This window comes from Thiobacillus thiophilus (genome assembly GCF_055378705.1).
Window position 1 is genome coordinate 715,883 of sequence record NZ_AP042404.1, and the last position, 12,263, is coordinate 728,145.

Annotated in this window: 9 protein-coding genes and 2 pseudogenes; 7 read left to right on the forward strand and 4 right to left on the reverse strand. The window is 62.4% G+C overall.

The window, feature by feature from the left end; genetic code table 11:
- Window positions 1-39: 39 nt before the first annotated feature.
- Window positions 40-1,152 (reverse strand): chorismate synthase, encoded by a 1,113-nt coding sequence (aroC, locus tag ACZ41T_RS03435; RefSeq protein ID WP_464923080.1) that lies wholly within the window; start codon window positions 1,150-1,152, stop codon window positions 40-42.
- 370 nt (window positions 1,153-1,522) lie between these two features.
- On the opposite strand from aroC, the gene tal reads away from it, so the two are divergent.
- The 5 genes from tal (at window position 1,523) to ACZ41T_RS03460 (ending at window position 7,299) form a co-directional block, all read left to right on the forward strand.
- Window positions 1,523-2,602 carry a transaldolase gene (gene tal / locus ACZ41T_RS03440; RefSeq protein ID WP_464923081.1) on the forward strand — a complete coding sequence of 360 codons (1,080 nt, stop codon included), beginning with the start codon at window positions 1,523-1,525 and terminating at the stop codon, window positions 2,600-2,602.
- A gap of 96 nt (window positions 2,603-2,698) precedes the next feature.
- Window positions 2,699-3,808 carry an S-(hydroxymethyl)glutathione dehydrogenase/class III alcohol dehydrogenase gene (locus ACZ41T_RS03445; RefSeq protein ID WP_464923082.1) on the forward strand — a complete coding sequence of 370 codons (1,110 nt, stop codon included), beginning with the start codon at window positions 2,699-2,701 and terminating at the stop codon, window positions 3,806-3,808.
- Between the two features lie 8 nt (window positions 3,809-3,816).
- A complete protein-coding gene (gene fghA, locus ACZ41T_RS03450; protein ID WP_464923083.1) occupies window positions 3,817-4,671 on the forward strand; it encodes an S-formylglutathione hydrolase in 855 nt (284 codons plus the stop codon).
- A 173-nt stretch (window positions 4,672-4,844) separates the two neighbouring features.
- Window positions 4,845-5,438, forward strand: coding sequence for a CBS domain-containing protein (locus ACZ41T_RS03455; RefSeq protein ID WP_464923084.1), 594 nt, complete (start codon window positions 4,845-4,847; stop codon window positions 5,436-5,438).
- Window positions 5,439-5,634: 196 nt separating this feature from the next.
- The gene (locus tag ACZ41T_RS03460; protein ID WP_464923085.1) at window positions 5,635-7,299 is read left to right on the forward strand and encodes a thiamine pyrophosphate-binding protein; all 1,665 of its coding nucleotides are present in this window, start codon (window positions 5,635-5,637) and stop codon (window positions 7,297-7,299) included.
- A 128-nt stretch (window positions 7,300-7,427) separates the two neighbouring features.
- On the opposite strand, the pseudogene ACZ41T_RS03465 reads toward ACZ41T_RS03460, so the two are convergent.
- Window positions 7,428-7,610, reverse strand: a pseudogene (locus tag ACZ41T_RS03465) (transposase); the annotation flags it as partial.
- A 48-nt stretch (window positions 7,611-7,658) separates the two neighbouring features.
- Here ACZ41T_RS03465 and ACZ41T_RS03470 point away from each other — a divergent pair.
- A pseudogene (locus ACZ41T_RS03470) lies at window positions 7,659-8,717 on the forward strand (IS3 family transposase).
- Between the two features lie 168 nt (window positions 8,718-8,885).
- Here ACZ41T_RS03470 and ACZ41T_RS03475 read toward each other — a convergent pair.
- Both ACZ41T_RS03475 and ACZ41T_RS03480 read right to left on the reverse strand, forming a co-directional pair.
- The gene (locus ACZ41T_RS03475; protein ID WP_464923086.1) at window positions 8,886-10,172 is read right to left on the reverse strand and encodes an FCSD flavin-binding domain-containing protein; all 1,287 of its coding nucleotides are present in this window, start codon (window positions 10,170-10,172) and stop codon (window positions 8,886-8,888) included.
- Between the two features lie 7 nt (window positions 10,173-10,179).
- Window positions 10,180-10,500: a c-type cytochrome gene (locus ACZ41T_RS03480; protein ID WP_464923087.1), complete on the reverse strand. Its 321-nt coding sequence runs from the start codon at window positions 10,498-10,500 to the stop codon at window positions 10,180-10,182.
- A 548-nt stretch (window positions 10,501-11,048) separates the two neighbouring features.
- On the opposite strand from ACZ41T_RS03480, the gene ACZ41T_RS03485 reads away from it, so the two are divergent.
- Window positions 11,049-12,196 (forward strand): IS3 family transposase gene (locus ACZ41T_RS03485; RefSeq protein WP_464923088.1). Its coding sequence is split into 2 segments (ribosomal slippage): window positions 11,049-11,310 and window positions 11,310-12,196, totalling 1,149 coding nucleotides; the frame shifts between segments, so codons are not numbered across the junction.
- Window positions 12,197-12,263: the final 67 nt, after the last annotated feature.

The following is a 12,263-nucleotide window of genomic DNA, read 5'->3' on the forward strand; positions in this document are numbered from 1 at the left end:
CGCTGGATTGCTTCGCTGCGCTCGCAATGACGGATTAATTTAATCCGCGTCATCCTGGATCGCAGCCGGAACCACCATCGTGCCAGGCGCCACGTCGCCGCACTGCGCGCGGTGGCGCAGCGCGTGGTCCATCAGCACGATCGCCATCAGCGCCTCGGCGATGGGGGTGGCGCGGATGCCGACGCAGGGATCGTGGCGGCCATGGGTGACGACTTCGACCGGCTGGCCATCGAGGTCGATCGAACGGCCGGGCAGGCGCATCGACGAGGTGGGCTTGATCGCGATGTGGGCGACGACGGGCTGGCCGCTTGAGATGCCGCCGAGCACGCCGCCGGCGTGGTTGCTCAAGAATCCTTCGGGGGTAATTTCGTCGCGGTGCTCGGTGCCCAATTGCCGGGCGGCCTGCATGCCGTCGCCGATTTCCACGCCCTTGACGGCGTTCAGCCCCATCAGTGCATGGGCGAGGTCGGCGTCGAGCTTGTCGTACAGCGGCTCGCCCCAGCCGGGCGGCACGTTCTTTGCCACCACGCTGATTTTCGCCCCGACCGAATCGCCGGATTTGCGCAGCGCGTCCATGTAGGTCTCAAGCTCGGGCACGATGGCGGCGTTGGGCGAGAAAAAGGCGTTGTTGCCGATTGCGTCCCACGACTCGAAGGGGATGTCGATCGGCCCCAGTGCGCTCATGTAACCACGGATGACGATGCCGTATTTTTCGGCCAGCCATTTTTTGGCAATGGCGCCGGCGCCGACGATGGGCGCGGTCAGCCGTGCCGACGAGCGCCCGCCGCCGCGCGGGTCGCGGAAACCGTATTTCTGCGTGTAGGTGTAGTCGGCGTGGCCGGGGCGGAAGGTCTCGCCGATGTTGCCGTAGTCCTTGCTGCGCTGATCCTCGTTGCGGATCAAAAGCGCGATCGGCGTGCCGGTGGTCTTGCCCTGGTACAAGCCGGAGAGGATTTCGGCGGTGTCGGACTCGCGGCGCTGGGTAACATGGCGCGAGGTGCCGGGCTTGCGGCGGTCGAGGTCGTGCTGGATATCGGCCTCGGCGAGCACCATGCCGGGAGGGCAGCCGTCGATCACGCAACCGATGGCGGGGCCGTGCGATTCGCCGAAGACGGTGACACGGAACAGTTTGCCGAGTGTGCTGCCAGACATGGGAATAAGCCGGAAAATGAGCCGAAATAATGCGCCGAAGTCTAGCACAGGCGCGGCTTGCGCCGCTGGTGCGGCACTGGCCGAACTTACGGTCACAAGACGGCTCTATATTTGGCTGCTACCCTTTAAGCTTGAAACCGCAGTTGAATCACAGAGGAACTGAGCGCACAGAGGAAAAACAACACCTTGCATGGGTTGAGTGCGCCCACCCGATGGGTGAAGGCCGGGTTGATCGACAAGCCATTGATTTCCTGCCGTTCTCCGTGCCTCTGTGTCCCAAGGGATACCGTCCCTGCGGGACATATCTCTGTGGTGGGGCTTTAAGACAAATCAGCATTTTCTGAACTTCATCCAACCGAAAGGACCGCCCATGAACGCCGCCCAACACATCGCCACCCTCGGCCAAAGCCTGTGGCTCGACAACCTGTCGCGCAGCCTGCTCCGCGACGGCACGTTGGCCACATTGATTGCCGAGGACGGCGTGTCGGGCGTGACCGCGAACCCGTCGATTCTCCAGAAGGCGCTCGCTACCAGCCCGTACTACGCCGACGATCTGGCGCGGCTGAAAGCCGGCGAGCCGGATGCCGAGCGACGCTACGAAGCGCTGATGATCCCGGACATCCAGGCTGCCTGCGACCTGCTGCTGCCGACCTACGAGGCCAGCGGCGGCAACGACGGCTACGTCAGCCTGGAAGTCGCACCGCGCTGGGCCTACGATACCGCGCGCTCGGTGGAAGAAGCGCAGCGCCTGTCGGCCGCGGTCGATCGCCGCAACCTGCTGGTCAAGGTGCCGGGCACCCCCGAAGGCGTGCGCGCGTTCGAGGCGCTGACGGTGCTCGGCGTCAACGTCAACGTGACCCTGCTGTTCTCGATCGCGCAGGTCAAGGCCGTGTTCGACGCTTACCTGCGCGGGCTCGCCGCACGCGTCGCGGCCGGCGCCGACGTGCGCCGCAGCAAGACGGTGGCGAGCCTGTTCCTGTCGCGCGTCGACACCCTGGTCGACACGCAGCTGGCCGCCATCGGCACCGATGAGGCCTTGTCGCTGCGCGGCCGCGCGGCGGTGGCGATGGCCAAAATCGCCTATCGGGACTATATGCAAACTTTTCACGGCGCGCCCTTCGCTGCGCTGGCGCAACAAGGCGCGACGCCGCAGTACCTGCTGTGGGCAAGCACCGGCACGAAAAATCCGGACTATTCCGACCTGCTCTACGTCGAACCGCTGATCGGCCGCGAGACCATCAACACCCTGCCCGAGAAGACGCTCGCCGCGCTGCTTGATCATGGCAAGCCTGCGCTCACCCTGGAAACCGGGACGGACGAGGCCGCCGCGCAGCTTGCCGCACTCGCGCACCTGGGGGTGAGCATGGACGCGGTCGGCGAACGCCTGCAGATCGACGGGGTGAACAGCTTTGAGGCGTCGTTTACCAAATTGCTCGAACAGACCGCGTAGGGCAGCGCGCGCGTTGTCGCCGCGCGGCCGATGCGGCCTCATCGAAACCGGGTCTTCGCACCCACTACCGTTCACACATCAAAAATAGGAAACACCATGAAAGCTCGCGCCGCTGTTGCCTGGGAACCCAAAAAGCCGCTGTCGATCGAGGAAGTCGACGTCGAAGGCCCGCGTGAGGGCGAGGTGCTGCTGCAGGTCGTCGCCAGCGGCGTCTGCCACACCGACGCCTTCACCCTGTCGGGCGACGATCCGGAAGGAGCGTTCCCCTGCATCCTCGGCCACGAAGGCGGCTGCATCGTGGTGGAGTGCGGGCCGGGGGTGAAAACGCTGAAGCCCGGCGACCATGTCATTCCACTCTACATCCCCGAATGCGGCCACTGCGAATACTGCGCCTCGCCCAAGACCAACCTGTGCCAGTCGATTGCCGCCACCGTGTGGACCGGCTACATGCCCGACGGCAGCCGCCGCTTCTCCAGGAACGGCAAGCCGATCTTCCACTACATGGGCTGCTCGACCTTTTCCGAATACACCGTGGTGCCGGAAATCGCGCTCGCCAAGATCAACCCCGCAGCGCCGCTGGACAAGGTCTGCCTGCTCGGCTGCGGCGTCACCACCGGCATCGGTGCGGTATTGAACACCGCCAAGGTCGAAGCCGGCTCGACCGTCGCCGTGTTCGGCCTCGGCGGCATCGGCCTGTCCTGCATCCAGGGCGCGGTGATGGCCAAGGCCGGGCGCATCCTCGCCATCGATCTCAACCCCGACAAATTCGAGATGGCGAAGGCGCTCGGCGCAACCGACTTCATCAACCCGCGCGAGGTCAACGGCTCGCTCCCGGAATACATCCGTGATCTGACTAAAGGCGGCGTCGACTATTCGTTCGAGTGCATCGGCAACGTCAACGTGATGCGTGACGCGCTCGAATGCACGCACATGGGCTGGGGCGTATCGACCGTGATTGGCGTTGCCGGATCGGGGCAGGAAATCCGCACCCGGCCGTTCAACCTGGTGGTCGGCCGCACCTGGAAAGGCAGCGCGTTCGGCGGCGTCAAGGGCCGCTCGCAGCTGCCGGGCTACGTCGACAACTACCTGGCCGGCAAGATCGAACTGGACAAGCTGGTCACCCACACCATGCCGCTCGAAGACATCAACCGCGCATTCGACCTGATGCACGAAGGCAAAAGCATCCGCTCGGTCATCATTTTCTGAGGTCGACGATGAAACACGTTGAACGCGCCAAGAAAATCGAGTCCATCAAGGAGTTCGGCGGCTGGCTCGAACGCTGGCAGCACGAATCCGAAACCTGTCACTGCACGATGAACTTCTCGGTCTACCTGCCGCCGCAGGCGGCCACGCAAAAGCTGCCGGTGGTGTATTGGCTATCAGGGCTGACCTGTACCGACGACAACGTGCGGGTGAAGGCCGGCGCGCAGCGCTACTGCGCCGAACTGGGGCTGATTCTGGTCATGCCCGATACCAGCCCGCGCGGCGACGCCGTGCCCGACGTGCCCGAGCGCTACGACCTCGGCCAGGGCGCCGGCTTCTACGTCAACGCCACCCAGGCGCCGTGGTCGACGCACTATCACATGTACGACTACATCACCCGCGAACTGCCCGCGCTGGTCGAAGCGAGCTTCCCTGCCCTTCCCGGCAAACGCGCCATCAGCGGCCATTCGATGGGCGGCCACGGCGCGCTGATCTGCGCACTGAAAAATCCCGGCATGTATGCCTCGGTCTCGGCCTTCGCGCCTATCTGCAACCCGGTGATCGGCCCCTGGGGGCAGGGCTGCTTCGCGGCCTATCTCGGCGATGACCGAAAATCCTGGGAAGCCTGGGACGCCACCTGCCTGGTCAACGCCGATGCACCGCTGCCCCCCGCGCTGATCGATCACGGCACCGCCGACGAATTTCTGGCCGAACAGCTGTTTCCGCAGAATCTGCAAGCCGCCTGTGCCGCGCGCGGCATCCCGCTCACGCTGCGGATGCAGGACGGCTACGATCACAGCTATCACTTCATCGCCACCTTCATCGGCGAGCATCTGGCGTTTCACGCGCGGACGCTGGCGGCGTGAAAGCGGATCGACAGCGCTACGCCTGGCACCGCTGCGGATCAAGCAAGCACAATTTATATCCCGCAAAAGAATCTTGAATAGACAGGCGAGCCTGTCGGGGACACGATCACACTTTCCCCGTCTACTTTTAATCAGCTGGGGTGTATTCCGCAACCATGACAAGGAGACCCGCCATGACCACAACGTATACCCGCCTGCCTTCCCGCAATCTCGACAAGGTCGCCGGTCTGCTGCGCCCCGCCTGTGTGTTGCCGGAGCGGGTCGGCCTGGACAATCCGGCGCTCGACGCGATGACCGATTTCCGCCGCCTGACCGCTTTCATCGCCACCCCCGGCGACACCATCAAGCAGGCTGAGGAGCGCATGATCCGCCGCAAGGTGCGCCTGCTGTTCGTGATGGACAACGAGGATCGCGTCGCCGGCCTGATCACCAGTACCGACATCCACGGCGAAAAACCCATGCAGGTGGTGCAAAGCCGCGGCATTCTCCGCCACGAAGTGCTGGTGGCCGACATCATGACCCCGGTGGAACGTCTGGAAGCAGTCGACTTCGACGACATCGCCCACGCCCGCGTCGGCCACGTGCTGGAAACGCTCAAGACACGCGGCCGCCAGCACGCGCTGGTGATCGAAAACGTGAAAGGCAAACAAATGGTGCGCGGCCTGCTGTCGCTGTCGCAGCTGTCCACGCAGCTGGGCGTCACCATCGAGACCACCGAGGTGGCGCACACCTTCACCGAGATCGGGCAGCACCTCACGCAGGACTGATCCGCGCAGCTGCGACAGGGCAGGTCGATAGGCGTGGATTGTGGCCAAAAATGCCGCCAATCCACGCGGGCTGCGCACCCGTTTCGGGCTTCACGCACCCCCTGAGGTTTTCCCGCGCGGCGTCTTGTGCTCAAATCCGGGATTTTCTGTCGCGTCATCCGCGCGCACCGGCAGAACACGAGACCCCGTACAGCACATGAATATTTCCGTCAGCGAACTGATCGTCCGGTATCTGGAGCGCCTGGGGATCGACCACATCTTCGGCATGCCGGGCGCGCACGTGCTGCCGATCTACGACCGCCTGCACGACTCCGGCGTGAAGAGCGTGCTGGTCAAGCACGAGCAGGGCGCGGCCTTCATGGCGGGTGGCTACGCACGGGTGTCGCTCCGGCCGTCCGCCTGCATCGCCACGGCGGGGCCGGGGGCGACCAACCTCATCACCGGAATCGCCAACGCCTATGCCGAGCGGCTGCCGGTGCTGGCGATCACCGGCGAGACCTCCACCTACATCTTCGGCAAGGGCGGGCTGCAGGAAAGCACGGGCGAAGGCGGCGCCATCGACCAGGGCGCGCTGTTTGCCAGCATCACCCGCTACCACAAGCTGGTCGAGCGCACCGACTATCTCGGCCAGGTGCTGAACCAGACCACCCAGGCGCTGCTCGGGCGCGAGCCGGGGCCGGTGCTGCTGTCGATTCCCTACAACGTGCAGAAGGAGCTGGTCGACGACGGCGTGCTCGAGCAGATCCATTTTCCCGGCAAGTCGGCGATCCGGCACACGACGCCCACCGCCGAACTCACCGCGCTTTTGCACGCCGCGCACAGCCCGGTGATTGTCGCCGGGCACGGCTGCATCCAGGCCGGCGCGCGCGACGTCGTCGCTGCGTTCTCCGAACGCTTCAACATCCCGGTCGCCACCAGCCTCAAGGCCAAGGGCGTGGTGGCCGAGGGCACCCCGCTGTCGCTGGGCTGCCTCGGCGTAACGTCCAACGGCGAGGCGTATCGCTATATCGCCGAGCACGCCGACCTGCTGATATTCCTTGGCGCCGGCTTCAACGAACGCACCAGCTACCTGTGGGATGCCAGGCTGCTGGCCAACAAGAAAATCGCCCAGGTCGACCGCGACGCCGCGCAGCTCGGCCGCGTGTTCCAGCCGGACGTGGCGATTTGCGGCGACATCCGCGCGACAATGGAAGACGTGTTCGACGTGTTGGAAGCCGACGGCATGCCGCCCAAATCCCGCGATCTACTCGATAGCCACCAGGCCGCCTCCGCGCAGCCGACGGGCGCGGACGTCGCTGCACAAGCGGAACCCTTCCGCCTGATGCAGGCATTTTTCGGCGGACTCGCCCGACGCTTCCCGCACAACGCGCTGGTGTTCGACGACAACATCGTCTTTGCGCAAAGCTATTTCGACGTCTCCGACCGCAACCACTACTTCCCGAATTCCGGCATCTCGTCGCTCGGCCACGCGATCCCGGCCGCCATCGGCGCGCGCTGCTTTGCGAAAGACAGCCCCACCTTCGCCATCCTCGGCGACGGCGGCTTCCAGATGTGCTGCATGGAAATGATGACGGCGGTGAACTACGGCATCCCGCTTAACGTAGTGGTGATCAACAACGGCACCCTTTCCCTCATCCGCAAGAACCAGTTCCAGCTCTACGGCGAGCGCTACATCGACTGCGACTTCACCAACCCCGACTTCGGCCTGCTCGCGCAGTCGTTCGGGGTCAATCATTACCGCATCGAGAGCGAGGCCGAGCTCGACGCCCTGTTCGCCAACGCCGACCTCACCGGCACAATCAACCTCATCGAAATCCTGCTCGACAAACATGTCTTCCCCCGCTACCTGTCGGCTCGCTAGCAGCCTGTCGGACTTGAACTCCGCACGGCGGCGATTTCCCCAACCGGGGCTGTGTTTGCACAATATTTAGGCATCTTTAGCCGCTCATAGCCTCACGGATGTCGGGTTTGAACGGATTTCTGTACATTTCAGAGGCATGGGGCGGATTTCTTGCGCAACACGGCCATGCGTTTCAAATTCCACGCCAGACAAACCAGCGTCCACTCGCCCTTCGCCTTCTCCAAACCGCGCAACAAGAACTGCCTGAACCCCATCACCGATTTGATGATGCCGAACACCGGTTCCACGGTCTGCTTCCTGAGCGCATACTGAACCGCCCCGGATTTTGTGGAGGCTCCAACTCTTGAGAAGATGGAGCCATGAAGAAACCCGTAAAGTATTCTCCCGAAGTCCGCGAACGTGCCGTGCGCCTGGTCACCGAATGCCGCAAGGATCATCCATCGCAGTGGGCTGCCATTGAATCGATCGCAGTCAAGATCGGCTGCTCGGCAGCCACCCTGCACACCTGGGTGCGCCGGCATGAGACCGACACCGGCCAGCGTCCTGGCGTGACCACGACTGAAGCGCAACGCGAAACCTTCGGGGTCGAGCCGATCTGCCAGGTGCTGCAGATCGCCCCGTCAGGCTACCGGCGTCATGCAGCGCAGCAGCGCAATCCATCCCTACGTTGCGCACGCGCCCGGCGCGATGAATCGCTGATACCGCAGATTGAACGCGTCTGGCAGGTCAACCTGCAGGTCTACGGCGCCGACAAGGTCTGGAAGCAGATGAACCGCGAAGGCATTGAAGTCGCCCGCTGCACGGTCGAGAGGCTGATGCGACGTCTGGGCTTGCGTGGCGTCATCCGTGGCAAGGTCGTGCGCACCACGATTTCTGATGCCAGGACAGCGTGCCCGCTGGACCAGGTCAACCGCCAGTTCAAGGCGGATCGGCCCAACCAGCTCTGGGTATCGGACTTCACCTACGTCTCGACCTGGCAAGGCTGGCTGTACGTGGCCTTCGTCATCGACGTCTTTGCCCGGCGCATCGTCGGTTGGCGGGTGAGCAGCTCAATGCATACGGACTTCGTGCTGGATGCACTGGAGCAGGCGTTGTACGCCCGGCAACCCGAGCGCGACCGCAGCCTGATCCATCATTCCGACCGCGGCTCGCAGGGCGGATTCAACCGGTCGTCGCAACCCCCCACAATTTGAAGGGGGAGTAAAGGCGACAGCTACGACAACGCCCTGGCCGAGACGGTCAACGGGCTGTACAAGGCTGAACTGATCCACCGCAGAGCGCCCTGGAAGACCAAGGAGGCGGTGGAGCTGGCCACGCTGGAATGGGTAGCCGTCGTTCGTGCCGACTTTCAGGATTGCCGGGACGAGTGTCTGCTTTCCAAAACCGCGAACGCGAATTTCCGACCCCAAGCTGTCTGATGCCAAATAAAAGTTGCGGGCGGGCAATCCGGCATAAATTAAGCCGGATTGCCCGAATGAGCTATCGTCAGCGTGCGGGCTGGCTCAATCATGACTTTCTCACCACTCTTTACATGCCTAGCCTGAGCGGGATACCGGCGGCAGAAATGGCACCTCGAAAGCGGGGGCTCAGGTAAACGAGTCGGCCACGATGTTCTGATACCAGCCGTTCGCGTCTTGCGCTTCCTTGGCCCGATACTTGGCGGATTGTTTCAACGGACTCACGCCGAAAGCTCCGGGCAGCGGGGCGATGCCGCCGACAGTCCGCCCATAGACACCAGCGATGGAAAGGCCGTAGGTCGGGCTGGCCAGGGCGTAGCAGGCGTTGACGAAGGAAGGGTCGCCCACCGGTCGTTCGGCCAGCAGGCTGGCGATGGCGGCGGCGCAGACCTTGGCTTCGGAATTGGCGGCGGCGGCCGATTTGGGCAGCTTCCCGGCTATCGAGCTGTCGCCGATCACATGGATGCCCTTCTGGCGGATGGATTCGAAGCTGCCCGCATCGACCGGGCACCAGCCCGTTTCATCTGACAGCCCAGCCTTGTCGACGAAGTCGCCGGCTTTTTGCGGCGGGATCACGTTGACCACATTGCCCCGGTGCTGTCCTGCTCTGGTGGAGACGGTCAGGCTCCTGGCGTCTACTTTGGTCGCTCCGCCGCCTTTCGAGCCGGGCACCCATTCGATCATGCCCGGATAAAGAGCCTGCCAGGCTTCCATGAATCCTTCCTGGGCTGCGAAGCCATCGTTCGCGTCGAGTATGAGCACCTTGGACTTCGGCTTGCTTCGCTTGAGGTAATGGGCAATGAGGCTGGCGCGCTCGTACGGGCCGGGGGGGCATCGGAAGGGCGCGGGTGGCACGGTGATGATCACGGTCCCGCCGTTGGGCATCTGCTCCAGTTGGCGGCGCAGTAGTTCGGTCTGCGGCCCGGCTTTCCAGGCGTGGGGCATGACGAGTGCAGCCTGTTCGCTGTAGCCCTCCAGGGCGGCGTATTTGAAGTCGATGCCCGGCGCGACCACCAGCCGGTCATAGGACAGGGTCTCCCCGCTTTCCAGCGCGACCTTTCTCCCGGCTGGATCGATGGACACCGCGTTGCCGTACACCACCTTGACGCCGTGGTTCAGGTGCAGTTTGTCATAGCCAAGGGTGATGGCGCTCAAGGGCTGCAGGCCAGTCACGACAAGGTTGCTGGATGGGGGGGTAACGTAGTTGCGCTGTCGCTCGACCAGTGTGACCTGGATGGCGGGGTCGGCGCGGCGCAGGTATTTTGCGCAGGTCGCTCCGGCAAAGCCGCCGCCAATGACGACCACGCGCTTGTCCTGGCTGGACTGGGCGAACGCCCTGCCGAAGCCGCCAAGGGAAACGACGGCCCCAGCGGCGGCCATTGACAGGAAATCCCTGCGGGTGAAATTTCGTTCCATGGGTTACCTACCTTTTCTTCGGGGGCAAAGATTCGAAATACTTCGCGATCATGCGAATTTGCTCGTCTGTGTACGCCTTCATGAGGGGCGCCATGACCCGCCCTTTGTTCTCCTGCTTGAATTCGAACAGTTCATCCGCAATCTTGTTGGCCGGCTTGCCATAGAGTTCTTCCATTTTTCCCAGAGCCTTGCCATCCGTGCCGTGGCACATGGCGCATGTGTTGGCCATCATTTCGGTAGACGGTGCAGCGGAAGCCGCAGCGGGGTAGATGAATGGCTGGGTGAAAATGCAGGTGCATAGCAGCAGGAATCGAGTCGTCGGTCTCATATCTCCACCCTCCAGAAGGGAATCAATTCAGCATAGACGTTATTCCACACGTCGGCGCTACTTCAATATTCTAAAGAGCAGTCATTACTGAGCGTCCGGTTTCGGTAGGCGATGACAGACCGCGATGGCCGACTTTGAGACGGCCAGGTGAGAATGCCATCAGGCCGAAGTCGGTCTGAACGGCCCGTCCTGATGCCCCCGCATTACGTCAGCAAATGTGCAAGAGCAGTCAGTGAAGCCGGCCCAAGCGACATGGAGGACGCCATCCTCCAGTCGCATCCGGGCACGAAAGACTCAGAGACTGTCGAACGGGCTGGCAACACTCCGCGTCACCTCGATCACATGTGTGTAGGCCCCATGAGGTTCGCTCCTAGTAGTTGAGGGAAAAAATCAGGAGCATAATCCGGAAGCCTCCGTCTCCTTTTGAATAACCTAATAAAGAGACAGCCGGACCAACATCTATATAAGAATCAAGATGATAGACCCAACAAATGGGCTGCTGCCGGTTTCAAAGACACTTTGTTAAGGTGTGAAATCGGAGGTGGTTTATGGTTACAAGACGGCAATTCAGCCGGGAATTCAAGCTTGAGTCAGTCAAGCTGGTTACAGAACGTGGTGTTGCGATAGCGCAGGCTGCACGCGACCTGGATATTAACGAGAACGTGTTGCGCAGGTGGGTCAGGGAATTGGCTCAGGATGCGCAGCATGCGTTTCCAGACGGTGGGAACATGAAGCCTGAGTTGGCTGAAATAGCCCGACTCAAGAAAGAAAACGCCAAGCTCAGGATGGAGCGCGACATCCTGAAAAAAGCCGCGGCCTACTTCGCGAAGGAGTCGATGTGAAATTCGGCTTTATGGCGAAACATCGAGGAATCTGGCCGGTGGCATTGATGTGTGGGGCGCTCGATGTCTCGCGAAGTGGTTTCTATGCCTGGTTAGTGCGCCCGCCCAGCCAACGTAGCCTGAACAACCAAATACTAAGCATCCACGTCCGACAGAGCTTCGTTGGCAGTGACCGCACCTATGGCGCCCGGCGGGTGTGGCACGACATTCTGGAGCTGGGCATGAGCTGTGGGTTGCACCGTGTTGAGCGCCTCATGCGCGAGCAGGCGCTACGGGCACGCCCTCGGCGACGGGGTTTGCCCATTGACCGTGGTCAGCGCAGTGCGATTGCCGACAACGTGCTAGACCGCCAATTTCAGGCTGAGGGCCCCAACCAGAAATGGGTGGCGGACTTCACCTACATCTGGACGGCTGAGGGTTGGCTATACGTAGCCGCTGTCCTGGACCTGTACTCAAGACGGATCGTGGGTTGGTCCATGCAGGCCAGCATGACGTCTCAACTGGTGGCTGACGCATTGATGATGGCTGTTTGGCGCAGGGGCAACCCGGTGGAGTTGTTGCACCACTCGGATCAGGGAAGCCAGTACACCAGCGAACACTTCCAGCAGTTGCTCAGGGAACAGGGAATCACATGCAGTATGAGCCGTGCTGGCGAGGTGTGGGACAACTCGGCCATGGAGAGTTTCTTCTCATCCATGAAGACGGAAAGGATTGCTCGAAAGGTATACCGAACCAGGTCGCAAGCGCGGGCTGATGTGTTCGATTACATCGAAACGTTCTACAACCCACGGCGTAGACATTCAACGCTCGGGTACGTCAGTCCTGTACAGTTTGAGGAAACGCAATTAGCTTAGGTTGGTGTCCACGGAACCGGCAGCAGCCCAAAATGCCTGTCTCTTTATTAAAAAACGTCCGGACCCA

Coding starts and splice junctions, on each gene's coding strand:
- aroC (WP_464923080.1), bottom strand. CDS start 1,152: ATGTCTGGCAGCACACTCGGCAAACTGTTCCGTGTCACCGTCTTCGGC.
- tal (WP_464923081.1), top strand. CDS start 1,523: ATGAACGCCGCCCAACACATCGCCACCCTCGGCCAAAGCCTGTGGCTC.
- ACZ41T_RS03445 (WP_464923082.1), top strand. CDS start 2,699: ATGAAAGCTCGCGCCGCTGTTGCCTGGGAACCCAAAAAGCCGCTGTCG.
- fghA (WP_464923083.1), top strand. CDS start 3,817: ATGAAACACGTTGAACGCGCCAAGAAAATCGAGTCCATCAAGGAGTTC.
- ACZ41T_RS03455 (WP_464923084.1), top strand. CDS start 4,845: ATGACCACAACGTATACCCGCCTGCCTTCCCGCAATCTCGACAAGGTC.
- ACZ41T_RS03460 (WP_464923085.1), top strand. CDS start 5,635: ATGAATATTTCCGTCAGCGAACTGATCGTCCGGTATCTGGAGCGCCTG.
- ACZ41T_RS03475 (WP_464923086.1), bottom strand. CDS start 10,172: ATGGAACGAAATTTCACCCGCAGGGATTTCCTGTCAATGGCCGCCGCT.
- ACZ41T_RS03480 (WP_464923087.1), bottom strand. CDS start 10,500: ATGAGACCGACGACTCGATTCCTGCTGCTATGCACCTGCATTTTCACC.